Source organism: Nocardioides pelophilus (assembly GCF_014180685.1).
In the GTDB taxonomy this organism is placed as follows: Bacteria; Actinomycetota; Actinomycetes; order Propionibacteriales; family Nocardioidaceae; genus Nocardioides; species Nocardioides pelophilus.
The window spans coordinates 1-24,622 of sequence record NZ_JACEHF010000048.1; the positions used below are offsets into that span (position 1 = coordinate 1).

Here is a 24,622-nt window from a genome sequence, read left to right on the forward strand (position 1 = left end):
AGACGCTGCGGCTCGACCCGGCGACCGGCCGCCCCTGGCCGACCAACCCGTGGGCCGACCAGGACGGCCGGAAGCGCTTCATCTACACCTACGGCCACCGCAACGTGCAGGGCCTCGCCCAGCGACGCGACGGCACCCTCTGGTCCGTCGAGCACGGCAGCTACCGCGACGACGAGATCAACCGGCTCGGCGGCGCCCGCAACTTCGGCTGGAACCCCGTGCCCGGCTACGACGAGTCGGTGCCGATGACCGACTTCTCACTGCCCGGCAAGCAGTGGGCGGCCCGGTGGAGCTCCGGCAACCCGACGATCGCGACCTCCGGCGCCGCGTTCGTCAGCGGTCGCGGTTGGGGCAGGTATGCCGGCGCCCTCGCGGTGGGCTGCCTCGCCGGCGAGCGGCTGATGTTCGCGAAGTTCGACGCCGACGGCGACCTGCGCTGGACGCGCGGCCCGGAGCGGCTGCGCCAGTTCGGCCGGCTGCGCGGCGTGACCGCCTACAAGGGCTCACTACTCGTCACGACGTCCAACGGCGGGGGCACCGACAAGATCCTGAGGGTCCGCCCCGTCCGCTGATCACAGCCGACAGGCTCCGGTCGCCGTCAGGTCTCGACCTGCCTCGACGCTGAGTGCGCGCAGCCGGGCGGCGAGCGGCGACAACGATCCTTGCGACAGCGCATAGATCTCACGCGGCGGCAGCGCGGGCCGCAGCCGGTGCATGGTGACGCCGGCGTCGTCGCGGGCCGAGCCGCAGGCCAGCAGCGGGAGCACGGCACAGCCCAGGCCGCTGCGCACCATCGACACCACGGCCTGGTTGTCCGCCGTGCGGAACACGAACCGCGGGTGCGCTCCGAGCTCGGCGAGGCGCTCCTCGACCCGCCCCTGGTCGCAGATCGGCGGGAGCCCGATCATCGCGATGCCGTCGAGCCTCTCGACGGCGACAGGGCCGGCACGGAACAACGACCGCGGTGCCACCAGGACGTGCTCGTCCGCCAGGATCCGGACCCGGTCGAGGTCCGGTCGGCCGGGATCGTCGAAGAACATCAGGTCCAGCCCGGCCAGGTCCGGGGTGCCGGTCTCGTCCTCGACCAGCCTGATGTCGCAGTCGGGTTGCTCCTCGCGCAGTGCGGCGACCACCGGAGGCAACAGCACGTTCGTGACGGTCTGGAACGTGCCGACATCGACCCTGCCGCCACCTGCGTGGAAGCGGGCAATCGCGTCGTCGGCGGCGCGGGCGGCCTCGAGCACGACGTCGGCGTGCTCGAGGACGATCCGGCCGAGCGGGGTGATCTGCGGAGGCCGCGGGCCACCAGGTCGGTCGAAGACGGCGCCGCCGACGGCCCGCTCCAGCGCGGCAACCTGCTGGCTCAACGTGGACTGGGTGTAGCCGAGCCGGGTTGCGGCGCGGCCGAACGTCCCCTCGGCGGCGACAGCCGCCAGAGCGGCGAGGTGGCGGAGCTCGAGCACCGACTCATCGTAAAATGCGATCACTATTAGCGCAAACAATCGCTTTTCATGGATCTCTGCGCTGCTTAGCGTTGCTGGCATGAACCCCGAGATCCTGATCCCCGTCCGGAGTCACGGCCGGCAGGTCGAGCTGTGCGCGCAGGCGTTCGGCGACCCGGCCGACCCCGCGATCCTGCTCATCCACGGCGCCTCCGCCTCGATGCTCTGGTGGGAGGAGGAGCTGTGCGACCAGCTGGCGGCGGGAGGGCGTTACGTCATCCGGTTCGACAACCGCGACACCGGGCGCTCGACGTACTGTCCGGCGGGCAGGCCTGACTACGCCCACAGCGATCTCGTCGCGGACGCCGTCGCGGTCCTCGACGCATTCGGCATCGGACGCGCCCACGTCGTGGGTCGGTCGATGGCCGGCGGTACGGCGCTCGCGCTCGCCGTCGACCACCCCGACCGCGTCGCCACCGTCACCTTCGTGACGACGACGACCGGCGAGGTCCCGATGGGTCACGCCGCGTTCCCGCCGGAGCCTGACTACTCGGACGAGGAGAAGGTCGTGGACTACCTGGTGAGCGCGATGGCGGCGTACTCCGGAGGATCGCCGCACTTCGATCCCGAGGTGACCCGCGAGCTCGTCGTCCGCGACCTCGCCCGGGGCGGTCCCGCGGCCGCGACCCTGACGAACCATTACCTCATCGACTTCGACGCACCGCGGAACGGAGGGTTCGGTGACATCGCCGTGCCGGCCCTCGTCGTCCAAGGAGAGGTCGACCCGGTGTTCACGCCGCCTCACGGCGACGCACTGGTCGAGGCGATCCCCGACGCCCGGCTGTTGGTGCTTCCCGCCACCGGGCACGACGTGCCCCCGCCGACCTGGCCCCTGTTCGTACCGGCGCTCCTCGAGCACACCTCATGAGCCGGTCCGCGGTCTGGGTGCCGCTCTTCGACGACCTTGCCGACCCCCGCGTCGCGGCCGACCTCGCGGCCGCCGCGGAAGCGGCCGGCTGGGACGGCTTCTTCGTCTGGGACCACCTGCGGTGGCACGAGCCGGTCGCCGCGGCCGGCGACCCGTGGATCTCGCTCGCCGCGGTCGCCGCCGCGACAGACCAGATCCGGCTCGGCACGCTGGTGACCGCGGTGGCCCGACGGCGACCCGCGAAGCTCGCCCGCGAGACTGCCGCCCTCGACCTGCTGAGCAACGGCCGGGTCGTGCTCGGCGCCGGCCTCGGCTCGGACCGCTTCGGCGGCGAGTTCTCCCTCTTCGGCGAAGAGACCGACGAGCGAGCCCGCGCGGTCATGCTCGACGAGGCGCTCGACGTGGTGCGGCGCGCGTGGTCGGGCGAGCCGGTCCACCACCGCGGCGACCACTACCTCGTCGACGGTGTGCGCTTCCTGCCTCGGCCGGCGCAGAGCACGATCCCGATCTGGGTCGCGGGCTTTCCGGGCAAGGCCCGCCCGCGCCAGCGAGCGGCGCGGCACGACGGGTTCTTCCCGGTCAACCTCGCCGGTCCGGACCAGCTCGCGGAGGAGGTCGCGGCCGTCACCGCGCTGCGCGACGAGCCGGGCGCGGCGTACGACTTCGTCGCGGCGATCGGGCCCGGCACCGACCCCAGGCCGTACGTCGCCGCCGGCGCCACCTGGTGCGTCACCGACGTGGAGGCCGAGGGTCTGACGGTCGATCGAATGCGAGGCCTGATCGCCGACGGCCCGCTCAGGTGAGCCCGCGGCGCTCCAGCAGCGGCTCGATCGGCGCCGGGCGGCCGCGCCACTCGGCGTACGACGCGAGCGGGTCCTTGGTGCCGCCGATGCCGATCACGTGCTTGCGGTAGGTGTCGCCGTTCTCGCGGGTCAGGCCGCCGTTGTCCTTGAACCAGGCGACGGTGTCGGCGTCGAGCACCTCGCTCCAGATGTAGGAGTAGTACGCCGACGCGTAGCCCGAGCTCATGCTGTGCGCGAAGTACGGCGTCGAGTAGCGGGTCGGCACGGCCGGGTTGTCGAGCCCGACGGCGGCGAGCGCCTCCGCCTCGAACCGCAGCACCTCGGCCGGGTCGGTGGGCACCTGGTCGGGTCCGAGCTCGTGCCAGGCCAGGTCGAGCAGCGCGGCCGCGAGGTACTCGCTGGTGCCGAAACCCTCGTTGAACGTCGACGACGCCTCGATCCGCTCGACCACCTCGCCGGGGATCGGTTCGCCGGTCTCGTGGTGCACCGCGTAGTTGCCGAGCACCTCGGGCCACAGCATCCACATCTCGTTGACCTGCGACGGGTACTCGACGAAGTCGCGGAAGACGGCGGTGCCGGCGAAGCGGGGGTACGTCGCCCGCGCCAACAGGCCGTGCAGGGCGTGGCCGAACTCGTGGAACAGCGTGCGGGTCTCGTCGTAGGTCAGCAGCGTGGCCTCGCCGGGAGCCGGCTTCGGCACGTTCAGGTTGTTGAAGACCACGGCGGTCTCGACGCCGAGCAGCGCGGACCGGTTGACGAAGCTGCTCATCCAGGCGCCGCCCCGCTTCGAGTCGCGGGTGTAGAGGTCGAGGAGGTAGAGGCCGACCGGTGTGCCATCGGCTTCTGCGACCTCGAACACCCGGACGTCGGGGTGGTAGCCCTCGAGGTCGGGGCGCTCGGTGAAGGTCAGCCCGTAGAGCCGGTTGGCGGCGAAGAACACCCCGTCCTGGAGCACCCGCTCGGCCTCGAACCACGGGCGGAGCGCGGCCAGGTCGACGTCGTACTGCGCGGTGCGGACCCGCTCGGCGAAGAACGGCCAGTCGTGCGCCTCCACCGCGAAGCCGGCCTCGGCGGACAGAGCTTCCTGCTCGCGGCGCGCGTTGCGCGCAGCGGGCGGGGCGAGCCGGGCGAGCATCTCGCGGACCGCGGCCGGCGAGCCGGCGGTGTTGTCCTTGGTGACCAGCTCGGCGTGGTTGGCGAACCCGAGCAGCTGGGCCCGCTCGGCGCGCATCCGCAGGATGTCGAGCGCGATCTGCCGGGTGTCGTGGGCACCACCGCGACTCCCCCGCGCGCGCTGCGCCTCCGAGAGCCGGCGCCGCACCTCACGGTCGGTCAGCGACGCGAGGTGCGGGTGCGGGGTGGGCAGGACGAGGGTCAGCAGCCACTTGCCGTCGAGCCCACGCGCGGCAGCGGCGGCAGCCGCGGCCGAGACCTCGCCCGGGGTCAGACCGGCCAGGTCGGACTCGTCGTCGATCACGACCGCGAGGTCGTTGGTGTCGGCCTGCAGGGTGATCTCGAAGGCGGCCTCCTGGGCCGAGATCTGCTCGTTCAGCTTGCGCAGGCGCGCCTTGTCGTCCTCCGCCAGCGCCGCGCCGGCCAGCGTGAACTCCACGACGTAGCGCTCGACCAGGTAGCGCGCCTCGGCGTCGAGGGAGTCGCGCTGCTCGTGCACCGCGAGCAGCCGCTCGAAGAGCGCAGGGTCGAGCGCGATCGCGTCGGAGTGCGCCGCGAGCCTCGGGGCGTACGACGCGCGCAGCTCGTCGATCTGCTCGTTGGTGTCGGCGCTCGCCTTGTTCGAGAAGATCCGCAGCACCCGCGACAGTCCCTCACCGCTCCGCTCCAGCGGCACCAGGGTGTTGTCGAAGGTCGCCGGCTCGGGGTTCGCGGTGATCGCCGCCACCGCCTCGAGCTGGGCGGCCATCCCTTCGTCGATGGCCGGGCCGAAGTCGTCGTCGGAGAAGTCCGCGAACCTCGGCAGCTGGTGGGGCAGGTCGCTGGGCTGCAACAGGGGGTGCATACGGCCCACCCTAGGTCGGGGCTAAGGCCGATTGCGACCGAGATCGTCGTGAGCCTGCACCCACTCCTCCGCGACCACCGCGGAACCGAGCGAGAGCTCGCCCGCGAGCACCGTCGCGGCGATGATCTCGGCGAGCTTGCGCACCTTGCCGGTGCCGTAGCAGTCCATGAGCTCCAGGCACTCGCGCTGCGTGGCCAGGCCGGTGCCGCCGCCGTACGTGGCGATGATGAGCGCAGGCAGCGTGACCGAGGCGTAGAGGTCGCCGTTCGGGAGCAGCTCGGTGAACCCGTAGAGCGCCGAGCTCTCCGCGACGTTGGCGACGTCCTGCCCGGTGGCGATGAACAGCGCGGTGATGCCGTTGGCGGAGTGGTTGCCGTTGTTGTTGGTGACCGACATGATCGCGCCGAGCTGGCCGCGCAGGCGCGCTGCCCACAGCTTGTCGGTGGTGACGTTCATCTGCTCCTCGACCAGCGCGGCGGGGAGCGTGATCTCGGCGACCACCCGCTTGCCCCGGGTGTGGAGCATGTTGACGACCGAGGTCTTCTTGTCGGTCGCGAACTGGCCCTCGAGCAGGAAGTGCACCTCGCCCGGGTAGTTCTGCTTGATCCAGGCGCAGGCGGCGAACGTCGCCTTGCCGGTCATGTTCTGCCCGGCCGCGTCACCGGTCGTGTAGTTGAACCGGGTGTAGAGCAGCTTGGAGACCGCGAACTGCTGGATCTCGATCAGCTTCCCGGACGTGGTCGTGGTCTGCGCGGCCGCGGCGATCGGCTCGAAGTTCGCCGTGAGCCACTCCGCGAACGCTCGCGCCTCGCGCGCGCTCTCGAAGCTGAACACGGGCGCGCGCTGCATCTTGTCGTCGAGCACGGTCGTGGTGATGCCGCCGGCATCACGGCACAGCTTCATGCCGCGGCTGTACGACGCGACCAGCGTTCCCTCGGTCGTCGCGAGCGGGACGAAGAACTCCCCCTGCGCGTGCTCGCCGTTGACGAGGAGCGGTCCGGCGAGCCCGATCGGCACCTGCGCCACCCCGAAGAAGTTCTCGACGTTGCCCGGCAGCGTCGTCGGGTCGAGGGAGTACCGCGAGACGTGCTCGAGCGTCGCGCCGGTGTGCTCGCGGACGAACTCCTGCCGGGCCTTGATCGCCGGCTCGGCGTAGTCGTCGGTGCGATCGCGCGGGATCTTGCGGGAGGTCATGGGAGGAGGATGCCAGCAGGTCAGCCGAACGGCAGCGGGTCGGGCGCCAACGAGACCGCTCGCGCCCGGGCCGCGGTGAGACCGCGGCGGTGGTGCTGCCGGCAGAGCACCTCGTAGGACACCACGGCCGGTTCGTCGACCGGTACGTCGACCGGCGCATCCACGTCGCCCACGACGATCACCTCGCCCTCGGTGATCATCACGCCGTCCTCGGTGCGAGCGTTGTGGGTTGCGCGCTTGCCGCACCAGCACAGCGCCTCGACCTGGAGCACCTCGGTGCGGTCGGCGAGCTCGACCAGCCGGGCCGAGCCCGGGAACAGCTGGGTGCGGAAGTCGGTCAGGATCCCGAAGCAGAAGACGTCGATCTGGAGCTCGTCGACGATCTTGGCCAGCTGGTCGATCTGCTCCCGGGTGTAGAACTGCGCCTCGTCGCACACGAAGTAGTCGATCCGTGCGCCCTGGGTCAGCGCGTCGACGGTGGTGCGCCAGAAGTCGAACTCCGGGGAGACCTCGTGCGCCTCGGCGGTGAGTCCGAGCCGCGACGACACCGTCGCCACCCCCGCCCGGTCGTGGGAGGTGAACAGCTTCCCGACCCGGCCGCGCGCGGCGTGGTTGTGGTTGGTCTGGAGCGCGAGCGTCGACTTCCCCGCGTCCATCGTGCCCGTCCAGAAGGTCAGCTCCGCCACGCGGTGAAGGATGCCAGAAGCGGCGCGCGGGTCCGCGGTCCGCGGTCAGTTGAAGGTGGCCCAGAGGGACGTGCCGTCGGCGAACGCGACCAGCGGGCCGTGCTCCCAGTCGATCGGCACCTCGGTGATCAGTCGGCAGGTGGCCTCCGAGACCACGCACTCCAGCAGGCTGAGGCTCGTGAAGTCCCGGGTGCCCTGAGCCAGGAAGGTGTCGGTGTCGAGCCACTCGAACCCGCCGGCCTGCGGGTCGCCGTCGTACTCGAGCTCGTGGCGCTCACCCGTCCCGACGTCGAACACCTCGAGCCCACCGTCGTTCACGATGACCCACCTGCCGTCCGGCGAGAACACGGCGTCCGTCGGGTCGTCGCGGACATCGAGCGGCCGGGCGCTCTCCTGGTCCGGCCCGACGAGCATCCCGGTGTCGGTGTTGAACGCCCGGACGCCGTCCTGCGCCGCGACCACCCGCTCCTCGACCCGCTCCGTCCCGGGCCGCCCGATCCGGCGGACCCCGACCTTCAGGACCGCGTAGCGCAGGTAGACGTCCTTGCCGTCGATCGCAACCAGCTCGGACGAGCGCTTCTCCTCCAGGACCCGGCGCCCCTGGCGCTGGTCGTAGACGACCACACGCGCGCCCCCTCCGAACCGCTGGCGCCAGCCGACGTACGGCGACTCGGGGTCGCCGTACAGCATCTGGCCGCCGAAGCCGGTCTCCCCGATCTTCACCGGCTCACCGCCGGTCCAGGAGTAGACGAACTCCTCGTACTCAGCGACGAAGACGATGCCGACACTGGTCCTGACGTAGGCGAGGACCTCGGTGCCGAGGTCGTACGACGCGTCGGGCGTGAGCAGCGTGCTGCCGACCGTCCAGGTCGGCACGTCCGGGTCGAACTCACCCTCGGCGACGCTGACCTCCGGGGGGTCGGCGCGGCCGGAGCCCTCCTCGTCGTCGCACCCGGCCAGCACGGTCGTGCCCGCCACGGCAACGGCGGCCACCGCCACCCGCACCGCCCCGGCCGTCCAGCACCTCGGCCTCGTCATGCGGTGATCGTGTCAGAGCCGCTACTCCGGGCGCTCGGTGCTCGAGGCCTCCGCGGCTGACGCCTCCACCTCGACCTCGCTCGCGGAACCTTCGTCCCGGGCGATGCTCCAGAGGATGTCGCTGTCGGGGATCGCGAACACGGTCCCCGACGCGAGGTCGAAGGACGCGATCGGAGTGCAGTCACCGCTGGGGATCTCGCAGCTCAGCATGTCGAGCGCGTCAGCCTCGCCCGCGTCGGTGAGCACCATCAAGGTGTCGACGTCGGCCCACGCGTAGCCGAACCCCTCGCGGTCGCCGGTGGCGCCGAGGTCGAGGCTCTCGCCTGTCGCCGTGTCGTAGACGCTGACGTCCTCCGCGGCGGCGCTGATCCACCGGCCGCCGGGTGAGAACACCCCGTAGCCGCCGTCGTCGTTCCGGATCTCGACGGGGCCACCGTCCGCGCCGCGTATCTCGAGCCCGAGGTCCGCGCCGCCCGGGCTCTCGAGGAGGTACGCCGTCAGCTCGCCCTCGGCGTCGACGAAGCCGAGCCCCGAGCTGCCCAGGTCGTCCTCCTCGCCCGAACCGAGGTCGACGACGTGCGTCGGGTGCTCGTCGGCGTCGGCGAGGTAGGCGGAGCCGCTGTCGATCGCCACGATCGGGAACGAGTGCTCGAGGCGGGCCGGAGCGCTCCAGACCCGTTCGCCGGACTCCTGGTCGATGACGACGGCCTCCGCACGGTCGCCCGACTGGTCCAACCAACCCGCGAACGGTCCGTCGGGGTCCGACCGGAGGTGCGGGTCACCCGTCTCGCCGATCAGCTCCGGTTCGCCCTCCCCCGTGAACGAGTAGACGCCGAGCGTCTCCTCGCCGATCTGGCTCGTGAAGACGACTCCTTCGCTGGTGCGCACGAACGAGAGCACGTCGATGCCGAGGTCGTAGGTGCGCTCCGGCGTGTGCAGGACGCTTCCCTCGGTCCACATCGGCACGTCGGTGACGAACGAGTCGTCGGAGAAGTCGGTCTTGGTGTCGCCGTCGTCGCCGCCGAGGAGCACGGCACCGGTGGCGACGACGGCCGCGGCCGCGAGTCCCGCGACACCGGTCGCGACCCGCCGGCGGCGCACCGTGCGGTCGCCCGCGCCGGTGATCGCGTCCAGGTCGACGGCGGCGAAGTCCAGGTCGGCCGCGCGGTCCATCAGGGTCTTGAGCTGCGTCGTCATGCCAGCGCCCCCTCGTTGTTGATCAGGTCGGTGAGATCGAGCTCGTCGCCCATCAGGTCGCGGAGCTTGCCGAGCGCCGCGGCGCCCTGGCTCTTCACGGTTCCGACCGCGCAGCCGAGCACGGCGGCGGTCTGGGCCTCGGTGAGGTCCTCGTAGTAGCGGAGCACGACGACCGCTCGCTGGCGCGGCGGCAGCTGGGCCAGCGCTCCCATCAGGGTGGACCGGACGGCGACCGCGTCCGCGTGTCCGGCCGCGGCACTCTCGGGCACGAACTCGGCCGGGCGCTCGCCGTACCAGCTCTTCCTGCGGAACCAGGTGATCGCTGTGTTGGTGATCGCCTTGCGGGTGTACGCCTCGGCGTTGGCCGGGTCGCGCAGCCGCGGCCAGGCGACGTAGGTCTTCGTCAGCGCCTCCTGGACCAGGTCCTGGGCCAGCCCGACGTCGCCGACCATGAGGTAGGCGGCGCGGTGCAGCGCACCCGACCGGGCGGCGACGAACTCCGCGAACGCGGCCCTGTCCCGAGCGACCATGGTTCCTCCGACTTCCGGGGCGGCACAGGCGCCGCCCACTCACCACCCCAGACGACGCTAGCGGTGCGAAAGGTTCGCCGGGATCAGTCGATCAGCAGCGGGATCAGCATCTCGTCGTCGGTGAGCGAGCCGTGCATGCCGATCAGCTTGGTCTCGTAGGGGAAGCCGTCGGTCGAGAGCACCGCGGACGTGCCCCGGCACGCGACGACGACATCACCGATCCGCGGCAGCACCGTCGGATCCACCGCGCCGAACCAGCCGAGACCGATCGCTTCGGCGCGGGTCAGCACCTGCGCCCGGTCGCCGAGCTTCTCCCGCCACGTCGCGACCACGTCGGGCACCGCGCCGCCCGTGCAGTAGAGGTGCCGGAACCGGGCCTCGCCGCCGATCAGGGCGATGCCGGCGCCCAGATCGACGTCGTCGGCGACATCGATCCGGTCGTCCGGTCCGACGTCGACCATCCCGTGGTCGGCGACCACGAGCAGCCGGCGGTCGGCCGGCAGCGCGTCGCGCAGCTGCTCGGCCTCGTGGTCGATCATCGCCAGCTGCTGCTCCCAGTGGCTGGAGGCGACACCCCAGCGATGGCCGGTCCAGTCGAGGTCGCCGTCGTAGACGTAGGTCAGGGACGGACGGTGCGCGGACGCGGCGACCACGGCCGCGATCCGCTCGCCGACCCGGTCGACGCCGATGTAGTCGCCACCCCGGTGAGCGGCCACCGTCAGGCCGCTGCCTTTGAACTCGCGCTTGTTCACCACGCTCACCCGGACGCCGCCGGCCTGCAGCCGGCTGAACGCGGTCGGGTGCGGCTGCCACTCGACGGGGTCGACGGCGGCGTCCCACAGCAACGCGTTGAGCAGGCCGTCGGTGCCGGGCACCCGGGTCGTGAAGCCCACCAGCCCGTGCCCGCCGGGGACCAGGCCGGTGCCGAACGAGGTCAGGCTGGTCGACGTGGTCGACGGGACGCCCGCCGTGCCGATGGTCGAGGTCGCGAGCAGCGAGAAGAGGTACGGCGCCGCCTCCGCGTGCCGGCGCAGCAGGTTGGCTCCGAGACCGTCGATCAGGAACACGACGTACGACGACGCACCCGGCAGGTCCAGCCCGGTCGGCGCGGCGCCGAGCGGGTGGCCGAGCGCCGTCGCGACCGCGGGGACGACGTCGCCGAGCGACCGGTCGCCGTACGCCGGGTCGCAGAACCCTGCCAGCGGCCCGGGACCGGGCACCGGCCCGGTCACCCGCGGGTGCGGGCCGACAACGAGGCCGCGAACGAGAGCAGACCGGGCACGGCGTCCGAGCCGTCGGCCGCGGCGGAGACGCGCAGCGAGAAGTCGTCCGAGGACAGGGTCCCGGTGTAGCCGTGGTCTGCCTCGCACTGCGGGTCGTTGCACCCCGCGGGCTCGAGGTCGACCCGGTGCACGGCGCCCCAGCCGATGGTGAGCACGGCCTCGACCGGCGGCTGCGGGCCGGCGGTCGGGTTGGCGGTCATCCGGGTCACGACCACCGACGACACCGCGCTCAGGCTGACCGCCTCGGTCGACGTCGACGTGTAGGGCTCCGGCAGCAGGTCGTCGCCGGCGTGCTCGTCGGTGTGGGCGAGGATCAGCCGGCTCGGGGTCAGCACGATCACGCTCTGGTGGCGGCGCACCTCGTCGCGCTCGAAGGTCGGCTCGTGATGCACGTAGAAGGACACGACCGGCTCGCCGCCGACCGCCTCGGCGACGGCGTCCGCGACCACCTCCGGGTAGTAGCCGGTGCGGTCGAGCGCCTCGCGGAGCTCCGGGGCGCGGTCCTCCTCCTCGGAGGTGCGGGCACGGACATCAGGCATGGTCGCATCCTGTCACGCGGGTGCGGACCAACCCAGAGCGGTCACCCGGGCGCGGTCATGGTGACGTCGGGCAGTCGCCGCACGAGCGAGTCCGGCCGCGGGTCCCGCACCGGCGCGAGCCGCACCGACGAGGTCAGCACCGTCACGCCGTCGACGCCGGCCAGCGCGAGCGAGAGCTCCAGGGCGCGGATCTCGGGCAGGTCGTTCTGGAGGTGCGCGACCTTCGTGATCAGCTGCTCGATCGCAGCGACGTCGACCGGGTCGGCGCCGCGGTAGCCGAACAGCAGCGGAGAGCTCTTGACCTCGCGCACCATCGCCGCCACCTCGTGCTCGCCGAGCGGCGGGATCCGGTAGGACCAGTCACCGAGCAGCTCCACGATCGGGCCGGAGATGCCGAACGACACGACCGGGCCGAACAACGGGTCCTCGAACGACCTGATCGAGAGCGGGACCCCCGGCGGAGCGTTCTTCTGCACCACGAACTCGGCCTCGGCCGGGTTCGGCACGGAACCGGTGAGCGTCCCCCAGGCCTCCTTCATCTCGCTCGCGGTGTCGATGTTGCGCCACACGTGCTGCGGGTCGGGCCGCTCGCGGATCGACTCCCGCGTCGCCTTGAGCACGACGTTCCAGCCGAGCCGCTTGGCCTCGGCCTGCGCCTGCCTGAGCGAGCTGACCGGGACGGCCGGCCACAGGTCGATCCCGTAGGTCGCCAACAGCTCGGCGCAGCGCTCCGCGTCGAGCAGCACCTCCTCGTCCTCCTTGGCGAGGATGCCCTGCACGAGCCGCCGGGCGGCCGCCGTGTCGACCTCGCCGGGATCGGCCGGTGCGCCGTCCGGCGTGCGCAACCACACGGCGTACTCGACGACGCGCGCGAGCGCCCGCACCGCGGCCTCGACGGCCGGGTACGACGGCACCGACCCCCTGCCGGCCGTGGAGCCGGCCACGTCGGGGACCCGCAGCAGCTCGGGGATGCCCTCCGCGCCGAGGAACGACGAGACCAGCGGCTTGTCGGACTGCTCCCCCACTGCCGCGAGGACGTTGGCGACCTCCTCGCTGGAGACGTTGAGCGGCGGGATGTAGACCGCGATCACCGAGTCGACGTCGGGGTCGTCGATCGCCTCGTCGAGCGCGTCCTCGAAGTCCTCCGCGGTCGCGTCCGAGCCGAGCGCGACCGACCGGTTCACGATCAGCCCGACGGCCGAGGCGGCGTCGGCCGCCAGGAGCCCGAGCGCGTCGGAGTTGCCGACGATCGCGACCCGCCGGCCGCGTGGCAGCGGCTGGTGGGCGAGCAGCTGGGCGACGTCGAACATGTCCTCGAGCGTGTCGACCTGGATGATCCCGGCCTGCCGGAACATGGCGTCGACGGCGGCCTGGGGGGCGGAGATCTGGCGCACGGTGTGGCCCATCGGGACGCCCTGCGTCGTGCGCCCGGACCGCACCGCCACGATCGGCTTGCGCAGCGAGACCCGGCGCGCGATCCGCGAGAACTTGCGGGGGTTACCGATCGACTCGAGGTACATCATCACCACCTCGGTCGCATCGTCCTCCTCCCAGTACTGGAGGAGGTCGTTGCCGGAGACGTCGGCACGGTTGCCCGCGCTGACGAACGTGGAGATGCCGAGCCCGCGGTTCTTGACCTTCTCGAGGATGGCCGAGCCCAGCGCACCGGACTGGCAGAAGAAGCCGGCCCGCCCGCGCGCGGGCATCACCGACGACAAGGAGGCGTTGACCGAGACCTCGGGGTCGGTGTTGATGACGCCGAGGCAGTTCGGCCCGATCAGCCGCAGGCCGTAGGAGCGCGACAGGCCGACCAGGTGGCGCTGCCGCTTGCGGCCCTCCTCGCCGATCTCGGCGAAGCCCGACGAGATCACGATCAGGCCGTGCACACCCTTGGCCGCACAGTCGAGCACCACGTCGGTGACGGCTTCGGCCGGTACGGCGACGATCGCCACCTCGACCTCGTCGGGGATCTCGCTGACCGAGTTGTAGGCCGGCATCCCGCTGACCGCGCTGGCCGACGGGTTCACGACGTAGACCCGTCCGGTGAAGTCCGCGTTCACCAGGTTGCGCACGAGCAGCTGTCCGATGGTGTCCTGCCGACGGCTGGCTCCGACGATCGCGACCGAGCTGGGGTGGAAGAAGCGGTGGATCGACGCCGACTCGGCGACGTGCTCGCGGTCGTGCATCACTCCGATCGCGGTGTCGGTGGGGTCGATCGGGAACTCGAGCGTCATCACGCCGTCGGCGTACCCGCTGGCGACGCGGTAGCCGGCGTCACGGAAGGTCTGGATCATCCGATTGTTGTCGGGCAGCACCTCGGCGGTGAACCGCTCGACGCCGCGCTCGCGGCCGGCCTGGGCGAGGTGCTCCAGCAGCAGCTGGCCGATCCCGCGCCCCTGGTGCTGGTCCTCGACGAGGAAGGCGACCTCCGCCTCCTTCGGCTCGACGACGTCGTAGCGGCCGACCGCAATCATCTGGCCGCCGAGAAGCATCACCAGCGCCACCCGGTCGTGGTGGTCGACGTGGGTGAACCGGCGGACGTCCCGCTCGGACAGCGTCGGCATCGGGGAGAAGAACCGGTAGTACTTCGACTCGTCCGACACCCGCGAGTAGAACTCCACCATCAGCTGTTCGTCGTCGGCGCGGATCGGCCGGATGTGCGCCGTACGACCGTCGCGGAGCAGGACGTCGGCCTCCCAGTGCGTGGGCGGTGTCTCGATCTCACCCGTCGGGGTCGCGTGGTCGGGGGGCACCCGCTCAATCTAGCGACGAACAGGCTGCCGCCGCAGACCGGCAGCGACATACCCGCGCCGTCGCTCGGGTTCCGTCCTTCTCCGCATCCGGTGGTGTACCAAGAGATCGTGACGCTCTTTCCTCAGCGGAAACCCAGCGGGGTCTGGTGGCGCGACCACAGCCTGTCCCTCGTCCTCGGCGCCCTGCTCGTGGTCCAGACGGCGCACGCGGTCTGGGCGGGTCACCACGTCTGGCTGACCGAGCAGTCCGATCACGGGGCCAAGGGCGCGTCGGGCTGGCCCTCGGAGTTCTGGATCTGGTGGAGCTGGGAGTACAACGTGTCCCTCGTCGCCGACACCTTCGGCGTGATCCTCATCGTGTTGCTGACCAAGTGGTTCTACGAAGAGGGCAGCGAGGAGAGCGAAGGGTCCTAGCCGGTCCGGGCAGGACGGCAGACCCGACAGGCGGTCAGGTGCTCGTTGCGCTCCCCCACCGGCTGCAGGTCGTCGCGGTGGGCGATCAGCGAGCAGTCGCGGCGGTGCATGGTCGTTCCCTGTCCAGCGGTGACCGGGATGGCGCCGACGTCGACACCGCGCGCGTCCGTGGCCGCCGCCCTGCTGGTGACGTCCGCGAGGACCAGGAGGGTGTCCGCCAGCCGCTTGGAGGACTCGCGGCCGTCGGCGGCGATCCGGGCGAGCCAGGCGCCGAAGTAGAGGAAGCCGCCGATGAAGGTCAGCCCCAGCCCGAGCAGGCCGCCCGAGACCAGGTAGCTGAGCTGGTCGTACTGGTACGGCGTGTTCGCGGCGCCGTACCAGCCCAGGACGATCACGACCAGGCCCAGGGGCAGCAGGATCGCGCCCGCCCAGAAGAGGACGACCTGGAGGAGGACGTAGTGGTTGTCCCGAAGAGGCGCGATGCCGCTGCGGGAGGAGCCGGAGACGCGCGGGAGTGCAGTGCTGGCCATGGTCATGCCTTTCGGAGGTCGGGGAGGCCGGAGTCGAGGCCGTGGGGACAGGCGGCACCGCCGCCGAGTGCGGCGGCACCGAGTCGTCGGAACCAGCTGCCCGCGAACGCGGCGCCCGCGAACGCGGCGAGCATCAGCATCCCCGGGATGGAGAACAGCGGAGGCAGTCCGGGACCGGCGTCCGCCGACGTCGGGGTGAAGGGCGAGGCGTCGGTCTCGGGCGCGGGGCCGGCGTCGACCTCGGGCGCGTCGACACCGGGACCGGACGGACCTGTGTCGCCCGGGGGACCGCCGGGGTCGGTCGGCTCCTCGGTCGGGTCGGTCGGCTCCTCGGTCGGGTCGGTCGGTTCGGTGACGATCGCCGGCTGGGTGTCGACGCTCGCGGTGGCGATGCCCAGGGTGGTGACGATGATCGGTCTCAGCGACCCGAGGCTGCCGATAAGGCTCTTCAGCGGGCCCGCGTCGTCGGGGAGGAGTCCGGCGAGCGCCGCGGCCGGCAGGGCCTGGAGCAGGGGCGCCAGGACGCTGGTGTCGATGACCACGACCAGACCCTGGCTGACGCTGGTGGCGAGATCGCCCTCGACCGTGCGCTGGGCGTCCGGGACCTGGATGCTGATGCCCAGCTGGAGCAGCGCCGTGGCGGGGTCGGCGGGCAGGCCGGGGAGGTTGACCGGCGAGCCTCCTGCGATGGCACCGTCGGGGCCGATCGAGAACTCCTGGCCCGCCAACGTCAGTGTCCCGTAGTCGGAGCGTCCACCGCTCGCGCCCGTCGCGCCGTCGGACTCCACCCGGGCGCGGACGTCGAGGCCGCTGAGGGTCACGATGCCGCCGAGCAGGTGGACGTCACCCAGGATCGCGCGCGACGCGCTCACCACCGGACCATCGACGGCGGTGGCGCGGCTGGTCGAGACGTAACCCTCCAGGTCGACGACCGCAGCCAACGGGGCCGGGAGACCGGGCACCCCCGGGGTCTCCTCGGCGGTGGCCGCCGACGTGCCCGGCAGACCGGGCAGGTCAGGAAGGCCAGGGTCCGACGGGGCATCGCCCTCGCCGCCGTCGTCCCCGCCGCCGTCGTTCCCGCCGCTGTTGCCGTCGTCAGGATCGGTGACGGCGCCGTCCGGCGAGAACCCGGTCTGCGCCGAGGCCGACTTGTCCGCGGACTCCGTCCGCATCACCATGCCGGGGAACGGCTCGTCCCTCTGCGCTGCCTGATCGGAGGGGAAGCCGGAGTTGACCTGGACGGGATAACCCCGTTCGAAGAGCTCCGGGGGGAGGCCGAGCTGATCCCCGAAGGTCGGCAGCCCCTCGCCGACGGGGCCACCTGGCCAGAAGTAGCTGGCCCGACCCTTCGAGGTGCCGGAGTCGACCTCGGCGCGGGAGTAGCCGAGGTTGAGCTCGACCTGCGGCTCGGAGGGAATCGGGATGGACGGCTCGTACAGCTCGACTCGAACAGGCGTTGCCCAGGCGGCGGTGCTGAAGCCGCCGTACCCGGCCGGAGCGGCCGCCGCCGGCTCCTCGGACCGGTCGGTCTCGCCGTCCTCGCTGTGCGCGGCCGGGGCCGAGGTCGGCAGGAGCGCGGCGACCACAGCAGCGGCGGCGACGCCCCGGAGGAGCGGCAGGACGGGCAGCTTCGTGCGCCTCATGCGGCACCTCCGAGGACGACGTCGGCCATGGTCGCGAGGATCTCGTCGGGCTCACCGCTGGCGACGACCCGGCCGCCGGTCATGACCGCGGCGTAGTCGGAGACCTTCAGCGCCGTCCGGGCGAACTGCTCGATGCAGAGGATGGAGACCCCGCTCTGGGCGATCTGGGCGACGGTCTCGTAGAGCTCCTCGACGATCAGCGGGGCGAGGCCCATCGAGAGCTCGTCGAGCAGCAACAGCGCGGGGTCTGAGGTGAGCGCTCGCGACATCGCCAGCATCTGCTGCTCGCCGCCCGACAGGGTGCCGGCGAGCTGGCGCCGTCGCTCCTCGAGACGGGGGAAGTAGGTGAAGGCGGTGTCCATGATGTCGGCGGCCGACACCCCGGCGTACGACATCAGGCGGAGGTTCTCCTCGATCGTGAGGTTGGGGAAGACCGAGCGACCCTCGGGGACCGTGCACAACCCGACCCGGGCGAGGTCGTCGGGCGAGGAGCCCTTGACGTGGACGCCGGCGAGGTGGATGTCCCCGGACGTCGCGGCCTTCTGCCCGGAGATCACCTTGACCAGCGTCGACTTCCCGGCGCCGTTGGGACCGAGCAGAGCCATCACCGCACCCTTCGGAACGGCGAGGTCGACGCCCCGGAGGACCTCGATCCGTCCGTAGGCGGCGTGAAGGTCGACGACCTCGAGGATCGGGACGCTCATGCCTGGACCTCCGTGGCTGCAGCGGTGGACGGGGCGGTGAGGGCCCCGGTGATCGGAGCGATCTCGGTCGTGGGGTCGTCGACGTCGGAGTAGCCGAGGTAGGCGCGCTGGACGCCGTCGTCGGCCCGGATCTGCGCCGGCGAGCCCGTCGCGATGACCGCGCCGAAGTCGAGGACGTGGATCTCGTCGCACACGCTCATCACCAGGTCCATGTCGTGCTCGACCATCAGGATCGCGCGGCCCTCGTCCGCCAGCTCGCGCAGCAGCGCGCCGAACGCGTCGGACTCGCTCTCGTCCAGGCCCGAGGAGGGCTCGTCGAGCAGGAGCAGCTCGGGGTCGCAGGCCAGGCAGCGGGCGAGCTCCAGCAGCCGAGCGGCTCCGGTGGGGATCGAGTCGGCACGCTCAGTGGCGTAGTCCCAGATCCCCACCCGGTCCAGGAGTGCCTCGACGTCGGCGGACGACGGCCGGACCAGGCCGGTCAGCCCGGCGTGGATGTCGTGGGCCACCCGGACGTTGTCGCGGACCGTCAAGGACCCGAACGCCTCGAGCCGCTGGAAGGTCCGGCCGATCCCCCTACGGGCCCGGCGGTGCACCGGCAGGGAGGTGATCGAACGGCCCTTGAACCGCACCTTGCCCTTGGTCGGCTTCTGCAGCCCGCTGATCACGTTGAAGCACGTGGTCTTGCCAGCGCCGTTGGGGCCGATCAGCCCGGTCACCTGACCACGGTCGGCTTCGAACGTGGCCTCGTTGACCGCGACGACCCCGCCGAACCGGACGACGACGCGGTCGACCTCGAGGAGCGTCATCGGTCCACCTCCACCTTGCTGCCGGTCGGGTCGGGATCGACGCCCACCGACACCAGGGGAACGTCGGACGCCCCGGCCGCCGTCAGGCGTTCCTCGGCCAAGCCACCCTGGGGCATCAGCCCGTCGAGCCGTTCACGCAGCCGCGGCTCCAGGCGGGACCGCAGGACGCGGCCGAGCTTGAACAGGTGGTTGGCGATTCCGTTGGGATCCCGACCCAGCGCGACGGCGCCGAACCCCACGACGACGAACAGGAGGCCGGCGAGCTCGGGATGGGAGGACTGCCAGACCGGCATCAGCATCAGGGCGGTGCCGCCGAGCAGGGCGCCGGTCACCGAGGTGACCCCGAAGACGACGGCCAGCAGCAGCATCAGCAACGACTGGAAGTAGAGGAAGTCGGCCGCGCCGATACTGCCGCGGAGCCCCGCGAACAACGCACCGGCGAGCCCGGCGATCGAGGCAGAGAGCCCGAAGAGGCCCACCCGGAACCATCGGAGGTCCAGCCCGAGCGTGCCGCACGCGGACGGGCTGTCGCGCATCGCGATGAGGAGCCGCCCGAGGACCCCGCGGCGCAGGGCGAGCACGCCGAACGCGGTCACGACGAACACCAGCGCCATCACCCACACGTAGACCGCGTCGCTCCCGAGGCTGATCCCGGCCACGGAGAGGCGCTCGGTCTGCAGGGTGCCGTTGAACTTGAAGGCCCAGTCCTGCTGGAAGATCATCTTGTCCATCAGGACCGCGAACGCCAGCGTCGAGAGCGCCAGGTAGAGGCCGGTCAGCCTCAGCACGGGGATCGCGACCAGCGCGCCGACGCCGCCGGCGATCAGGGAGGCGAGCACCAGCCCGTAGAGGTTGGGCTCGTCGAGCTTGGCGTAGGCCAGCGCACCGACCCCTGCGAACGTGAACTGCGCCAGCGAGACGTGGCCGCCGTAGCCGGTGAGGAGCACCATCGAGAGCATCACGATGGCGTACGTCGCCGCGGTCCCGACCAGCAGCAGGTCGGAGGTCGAGAGCCCCGCGACCACCACCGCCACCATGCCGAGCAGACCGACCCCCCAGGCGCCGGCCGATCGGAACGTCGGCACCGGAGCCGTGACGATGCCCTTGACCTGGCCGATCCGCAGCTGTGCCTGCGGCATCGCCAGCATGATCGTGAACAGGAACAGCGCGGGGATGACGGGGCGGACCGTCGACCAGAAGCCCTCGGTGGGCAGATAGGCGACCGCGTAGGACTCTGCGATCCCGAGACCCATGGCGCCGACGAAGGTGAGCGGCAGGCTCTTGAGCCGTCCGAGCATCGCCGCCGCATAGGCGTTGATCACCAGCAGCGTGAGGGCGTAGTAGTCCAGGCCCACGCTCGGGGTGAGGAGGATGCCTCCGAGCGCGGCCAGCGCCACCCCGATCGCCCAGGAGAGGGCGGCGACCGTGTCGGGACGCCCGCCGAAGAGCTTGAGCAGCTCGGGGTTGTCGACCGACGCGCGCATCGCCGTACCGATGCGGGTGAAGTTCAGAAGCCCGTAGAGCAGTCCGGCGACCACGACGGAGCAGATGATGGTGATCAGCTGGTGCGCGGTGACGTAGGTGTCGCCCAGCTGCCAACCGGTCTCCGGGTGGAACGGGAGCAGCACCCGCGGCGCCGGCGGCCAGATCTGTTGGGCGAGACCGATGATCCCCACCAGCAGTCCCACCGTGACGACCAGCGACACCGACACCGGACCCTCCCCCAGCCCCCGGGCCACGAACCGCTGGGTGAACCAGCCGACCGCCGGCGCCACGACCAGCAGCACCAGGGCGAGCGCGAGCAGCGTCGGCATCCCCTGCCGGATCGTGAAGTCCCAGAAGGTGAAGGCCAGCAGCATGCTGAAGGCGCCGTGCGCGATGTTGAACACCCGGGTCGTGGTGTAGGTCAGCACCATCCCGCTGGCGACGATCGCGTATGCCGCGCCGGTGAACAGGCCGAGCAGCGTGAAGGCGAACAACGAGCTCATGTCAGCGGTCTCACTTGGCGTTCACGACTTGGCCGCACATGAAGTCTCCTGGCGACACCTTCCGCCAGCCGCCGGAGTACTGGATCACCATCGTGCACGGCGAGGTGACGCGCCCGCCCACGTTCTGCGGCGAGTGGGCACCGTTGCCCGTCCATGCCTTCGTCCCAGCGAGCTCGCCGATCATCGTCGAACGGCTCAGCTTGCCGCCGAGGCCGATCGCCTTCTCCACGAACAGCCGGGCGGCCGACCAGGCGTACAGCCCGTAGAAGTTGGGGTCCGCACCGGGCTTCACCTGCTGGAGCCAGGAGAGGTAGGTCTGGATCTCGGAGTTCGAGCGGTTCTCGAACAGGTCGGTGGTCGAGTAGACGTAGACGTCCTCGGCGAGGCTGCCGGCCTGCTCGACGTAGCGCGCGTCGTAGATCGTCGGGTCCTGGAGGTAGACGTCCGGCTTGTAGCCCTGCTGCTGCATCGCCTGCTGCAGCTTGACCGTGTTCTGGTAGGGGCCGGTGTAGACGACCATCTTGATGCCCTTGTCCTTGAGCTGCTGGACGTAGGGCGCGAAGTTGAACTCCGCGACGTCGATCCCCTGGCGGTAGTCGACCTCCCAGCCGATCTTCTCCCAGGCGTCGGCCTGGTAGTTCGCGTTCTCGGGGGCCGCACCGCCGTTGATCCACAGCACGCCGACACTCTCGGTCGCGTCCTTGTGCTCCTTCATGAACCACTTGGCGTAGGAGTCGGGGATCAGGAACGGCTGGGTCGCGTAGGTCGCGAAGCAGGTCGAGCACGCGCCCCGTTCCGAGGTGGTGCTGACCGTACGGATGTCCGGGAGGCCGCAGCCCTCCGCCGGCCCGACGCCGCCGGAGTCGAAGGCGCCCATGGAGCCGACCGCGGCGAAGGCGTCCTCGCAGGCCTTCGCGTAGGCCTGCTGGTCCGCGCCGGCGTCGGCCCGGCTGTCGAGCGGGAGCACCTCCAGCTTGCGGCCGCAGATGTCGCCCTGGGAGTTGAAGAACGCGGCGTACGCGCGCACAGCGAGCTGGGACGCCTCGAAGATGCCCGGCACCGGGCCGGAGATGTCGGCGACGTTGGCCAGCACGATCTTGTCGTCGGTGATGCCCGTCGTGTTCTTGAACCCGTCGCACGAGGCCTTCTTGGTGTTGCCCGTCGCGTCGTCGTCGGTTCCGGGCGCACCCGTGTCCGCGTCGGGGTCCGCGCCGGGGTCGGAACCCGGGTCGCTCCCTGACCCGCTGTCCGTCCCCGGGCCCGCACCCGTGTCGGCACCGGGGCCGACATCGGAACCGGGGTCGGCGCCTGGGACGGTGTCCGCTGCTGGGTCCACCCCCGGCTGCTGGCCGCCGGCCTGGGCCACCGTTTCGGGATCGAGTCGGGAGCCGCAGGCGGCGAGGAGAATGATCATCGTCGTCGCGACGACGGCATTACGAGCACGGACCACGCGGGAGCACCTTCGTCTGAGTGCCGTCGGCGACGGCTAGAACAGGTTCTAGACAACAAGAACGAGGCACTGTGACCCAGGACACCTCTGCGCCGTAAATGTGACGTGGCTCACATCTGGTCGATCACCGGCCACGACCTGGACGACAGGGGGCGCCCGAGCCATGGCTCCCCACATGCAGGCGCCGGTCCCGAGACGGCGAGCCCTCCCGCCGCGCGTCGGACTAGGCGGGGAGAATGGCCCGCATGGCACGGCGTACACCCACCAATCCCCTTCCGGAGGACTTCGAGGAGCACATCCTCGACACCGACATCCGCGACGAGATGCAGTCGTCGTTCCTCGAGTACGCCTACTCCGTCATCTACTCCCGGGCCCTGCCGGACGCCCGTGACGGGCTCAAGCCCGTGCAGCGCCGGATCCTCTACACGCTCAACGACATGGGGATCCGCCCCGACCGCGGTCACGTGAAGTGCGCGCGCGTGGTCGGCGAGGTCATGGGCCGGCTGCACCCCCACGGCGACGGAGCGATCTACGACGCGCTGGTGCGCCTGGCCCAGCCGTGGTCGATGCGGCTGCCGATGATCGACGGGCACGGCAACTTCGGCTCCCCCGGTGGCGACGACCCGCCGGCTGCCATGCGTTACACCGAGTGCCGGATGGCGCCACCGGCCGCGGCGATGACCGAGTCCATCGACGAGAACACCGTCGACTTCCGGCCCAACTACGACAGCCGCGAGCTCGAGCCCGCCGTACTCCCCTCCGCGATCCCCAACCTGGTCGTCAACGGCACCACCGGCATCGCGGTCGGCATGGCCACCAACATGGCCCCTCACAACCTGGTCGAGGTCGTCCAGGCGCTGCGCCACCTGATCAAGCACCCCGGCACCGACGTCGACGGGCTGATGCGCTTCATCCCCGGCCCCGACCTGCCGACCGGCGGCAAGATCGTCGGTCTCGAGGGGATCCGCGACGCCTACGAGACCGGCCGCGGCACGTTCCGGATGCGCGCCACCGCCCGGATCGAGACGATCGGTCGGCGCAAGGGCATCGTCGTCACCGAGCTCCCCTACGCCGTCGGCACCGAGAAGGTCGTCGAGCGGATCAAGACCCTGGTGCAGAGCAAGAAGCTGCAGGGCATCGCCGACATGAAGGACCTCACCGACCGCCAGCACGGTCTCCGGCTGGTGATCGAGGTGAAGAACGGCTTCGTGCCCGAGGCGCTGCTGGAGCAGCTCTACAAGATGACGCCGATGGAGGACACGTTCGGCATCAACAACGTCGCGCTCGTCGACGGCCAGCCGCGGACGCTGGGCCTCAAGGAGATGCTGACGGTCTTCCTCGACCACCGCTACGAGGTGGTCCGCCGCCGGTCCCAGTTCCGCCGCGACAAGAAGGCCGAGCGGCTCCACCTGGTCGACGGCCTCCTGATCGCCCTCCTCGACATCGACGAGGTGATCCAGGTGATCCGCACGAGCGACGACTCGGCGGCCGCCAAGGAGCGGTTGATCTCGGTCTTCGACCTGTCGCAGGCCCAGGCCGACTACATCCTCGAGATGCAGCTGCGCCGGCTCACCCGGTTCTCCCGGATCGAGCTGGAGAAGGAGCAGGAGACGCTCCGGCGCGAGATCGAGGAGCTCGAGGCCATCCTCGCCGACGAGGACCTCCTCAAGCGGGTGGTCAGCGACGAGCTGGGCGAGGTCGCCAAGTCGTTCGGCACCCCTCGCCGCACGGTCCTGCTGGAGTCGGCCGGCACGGCGGTGACGGCGGCCGCGGCTCCCCTCGAGGTGCCCGACGACCCGTGCTTCGCGCTGCTGTCGTCGACGGGTCTGCTCGCCCGCACCAGCAGCGACGAGCCGGTCGGCACCGGCGGCGCGCGTGCCAACCACGACGTGGTCGTCTCCGCGGTCCGTACGACGGCGCGGGGCGAGGTCGGCATCCTGACCTCGGCCGGGCGGCTGGTGCGCCTGGGCGTGCTCGACCTGCCCGCGATCCCCCCGTCGGCCAACGAGTCCCACCTCCAGGGCGGCGTACCCCTGACCGAGATCTTGTCGCTCGCCGCCGGCGAGCGTGCCCTCGCGCTCTGCACGCTGGCCACCGACGGACCCGGCCTCGCGCTCGGCACGCGCCAGGGCGTCGTGAAACGGGTCAACCCTGAGGTGCTCGGCAAGGACGAGTGGGACGTCATCGGCCTCAAGGACGGCGACGAGGTGGTCGGGGCGGCCGAGCTGCGCACCGGCGAGGAGGAGCTCTGCTTCGTGACCTCCGACGCCCAGCTGCTGCGGTTCCCCGCGTCGAACGTGCGCCCGCAGGGTCGCTCCGGCGGCGGCATGGCAGGTGTCCGGGTGGCCGACGGCGAGCGGGTCGTCTGGTTCGGCGCCCTCGACCTCCCGGCGTACGACGACGGCGCGGTGCTCGTCACCGCGTCCGGGTCGTCGACCGCCCTCCCCGGCACCGAGCCCGGCGCACTCAAGGTGACCGACTTCGCGGAGTACCCGCCCAAGGGACGGGCGACCGGCGGCGTCCGCTGCCACCGCTTCCTCAAGGGCGAGGACACGCTCGTCTTCGCGTGGGCCGGGCCGGCGCCGGCGCGCGCCGCGGCCGCGAGCGGCGCTCCGGTCGACCTCCCGGCCGCCACCGGCCGACGTGGCGGCTCGGGCATGCCCGGCAGCCAGCCGCT

The 24,622-nt window shown here is 71.3% G+C and carries 21 protein-coding genes; 5 read left to right on the forward strand and 16 right to left on the reverse strand.

Translation table 11 applies throughout. From position 1 onward, the window contains the following. Positions 1–572: PQQ-dependent sugar dehydrogenase (locus tag H0488_RS10365; RefSeq protein ID WP_183099199.1), on the forward strand; the 572-nt coding region annotated here is incomplete at its 5' end. Here H0488_RS10365 and H0488_RS10370 read toward each other — a convergent pair. Beyond that, positions 573–1,463 carry a LysR family transcriptional regulator gene (locus H0488_RS10370; RefSeq protein ID WP_220794429.1) on the reverse strand — a complete coding sequence of 297 codons (891 nt, stop codon included), beginning with the start codon at positions 1,461–1,463 and terminating at the stop codon, positions 573–575. It abuts the gene before it with no gap. Between the two features lie 79 nt (positions 1,464–1,542). On the opposite strand from H0488_RS10370, the gene H0488_RS10375 reads away from it, so the two are divergent. Further along, positions 1,543–2,370, forward strand: coding sequence for an alpha/beta fold hydrolase (locus H0488_RS10375; protein ID WP_183099201.1), 828 nt, complete (start codon positions 1,543–1,545; stop codon positions 2,368–2,370). Then, complete coding sequence (locus H0488_RS10380; protein WP_183099202.1) at positions 2,367–3,173, forward strand: LLM class flavin-dependent oxidoreductase; 807 nt, start codon at positions 2,367–2,369, stop codon at positions 3,171–3,173. The genes H0488_RS10375 and H0488_RS10380 overlap by 4 nt, the downstream gene beginning before the upstream one ends. Here the strand turns inward: H0488_RS10380 and H0488_RS10385 are convergent. The 9 genes from H0488_RS10385 to H0488_RS10425 form a co-directional block, all read right to left on the reverse strand. Further along, on the reverse strand, positions 3,166–5,190 hold the full coding sequence (locus H0488_RS10385; protein WP_183099203.1) for a M3 family metallopeptidase: 2,025 nt from the start codon (positions 5,188–5,190) through the stop codon (positions 3,166–3,168). The genes H0488_RS10380 and H0488_RS10385 overlap by 8 nt on opposite strands. A 21-nt stretch (positions 5,191–5,211) precedes the next feature. Next, positions 5,212–6,384 (reverse strand): hydroxymethylglutaryl-CoA reductase, encoded by a 1,173-nt coding sequence (locus tag H0488_RS10390; RefSeq protein ID WP_183099204.1) that lies wholly within the window; start codon positions 6,382–6,384, stop codon positions 5,212–5,214. A 20-nt stretch (positions 6,385–6,404) separates the two neighbouring features. Further along, positions 6,405–7,070 carry a thymidine kinase gene (locus H0488_RS10395; protein WP_183099205.1) on the reverse strand — a complete coding sequence of 222 codons (666 nt, stop codon included), beginning with the start codon at positions 7,068–7,070 and terminating at the stop codon, positions 6,405–6,407. A gap of 45 nt (positions 7,071–7,115) precedes the next feature. Then, positions 7,116–8,108: a hypothetical protein gene (locus H0488_RS10400; protein ID WP_183099206.1), complete on the reverse strand. Its 993-nt coding sequence runs from the start codon at positions 8,106–8,108 to the stop codon at positions 7,116–7,118. Between the two features lie 21 nt (positions 8,109–8,129). Further along, positions 8,130–9,305 (reverse strand): hypothetical protein, encoded by a 1,176-nt coding sequence (locus tag H0488_RS10405; RefSeq protein ID WP_183099207.1) that lies wholly within the window; start codon positions 9,303–9,305, stop codon positions 8,130–8,132. Then, positions 9,302–9,835 (reverse strand): SigE family RNA polymerase sigma factor, encoded by a 534-nt coding sequence (locus H0488_RS10410; RefSeq protein ID WP_183099208.1) that lies wholly within the window; start codon positions 9,833–9,835, stop codon positions 9,302–9,304. The genes H0488_RS10405 and H0488_RS10410 overlap by 4 nt, the downstream gene beginning before the upstream one ends. Positions 9,836–9,918: 83 nt before the next feature. Beyond that, positions 9,919–11,067, reverse strand: coding sequence for an alkaline phosphatase family protein (locus H0488_RS10415; RefSeq protein WP_312856282.1), 1,149 nt, complete (start codon positions 11,065–11,067; stop codon positions 9,919–9,921). Then, positions 11,064–11,657 carry a DUF5998 family protein gene (locus H0488_RS10420; protein ID WP_183099209.1) on the reverse strand — a complete coding sequence of 198 codons (594 nt, stop codon included), beginning with the start codon at positions 11,655–11,657 and terminating at the stop codon, positions 11,064–11,066. The genes H0488_RS10415 and H0488_RS10420 overlap by 4 nt, the downstream gene beginning before the upstream one ends. A gap of 41 nt (positions 11,658–11,698) precedes the next feature. After that, positions 11,699–14,410, reverse strand: coding sequence for a bifunctional acetate--CoA ligase family protein/GNAT family N-acetyltransferase (locus tag H0488_RS10425; protein WP_312856283.1), 2,712 nt, complete (start codon positions 14,408–14,410; stop codon positions 11,699–11,701). 108 nt (positions 14,411–14,518) lie between these two features. Here H0488_RS10425 and H0488_RS10430 point away from each other — a divergent pair, with 108 nt between their 5' ends. Next, positions 14,519–14,824, forward strand: a complete 306-nt coding sequence (locus H0488_RS10430) for a hypothetical protein (protein WP_183099210.1) — start codon at positions 14,519–14,521, stop codon at positions 14,822–14,824. Here the strand turns inward: H0488_RS10430 and H0488_RS10435 are convergent. The 6 genes from H0488_RS10435 to H0488_RS10460 are packed head-to-tail and all read right to left on the reverse strand — an operon-like array spanning position 14,821 to position 21,945. Next, the gene (locus tag H0488_RS10435) at positions 14,821–15,354 is read right to left on the reverse strand and encodes a hypothetical protein (protein ID WP_183099211.1); all 534 of its coding nucleotides are present in this window, start codon (positions 15,352–15,354) and stop codon (positions 14,821–14,823) included. The two genes, H0488_RS10430 and H0488_RS10435, sit on opposite strands and share 4 nt — an antisense overlap. 2 nt (positions 15,355–15,356) lie before the next feature. Continuing rightward, complete coding sequence (locus H0488_RS10440) at positions 15,357–16,997, reverse strand: choice-of-anchor P domain-containing protein (RefSeq protein WP_183099212.1); 1,641 nt, start codon at positions 16,995–16,997, stop codon at positions 15,357–15,359. Beyond that, the gene (locus H0488_RS10445) at positions 16,994–17,701 is read right to left on the reverse strand and encodes an ABC transporter ATP-binding protein (protein ID WP_183099213.1); all 708 of its coding nucleotides are present in this window, start codon (positions 17,699–17,701) and stop codon (positions 16,994–16,996) included. The genes H0488_RS10440 and H0488_RS10445 overlap by 4 nt, the downstream gene beginning before the upstream one ends. Then, on the reverse strand, positions 17,698–18,507 hold the full coding sequence (locus H0488_RS10450; RefSeq protein WP_183099214.1) for an ABC transporter ATP-binding protein: 810 nt from the start codon (positions 18,505–18,507) through the stop codon (positions 17,698–17,700). Before H0488_RS10450 ends, H0488_RS10445 begins: the two co-directional genes overlap by 4 nt. Beyond that, entirely contained in the window at positions 18,504–20,495 is a 1,992-nt protein-coding gene (locus H0488_RS10455) for an ABC transporter permease (protein ID WP_183099215.1), read from the reverse strand. The genes H0488_RS10450 and H0488_RS10455 overlap by 4 nt, the downstream gene beginning before the upstream one ends. Before the next feature lie 10 nt (positions 20,496–20,505). After that, complete coding sequence (locus tag H0488_RS10460) at positions 20,506–21,945, reverse strand: ABC transporter substrate-binding protein (protein ID WP_183099216.1); 1,440 nt, start codon at positions 21,943–21,945, stop codon at positions 20,506–20,508. Between the two features lie 245 nt (positions 21,946–22,190). Between H0488_RS10460 and H0488_RS10465 the strand changes: the two genes are divergently transcribed. After that, a partial coding sequence (locus tag H0488_RS10465) for a DNA gyrase/topoisomerase IV subunit A (protein WP_183099217.1) occupies positions 22,191–24,622 on the forward strand: 2,432 nt, incomplete at its 3' end.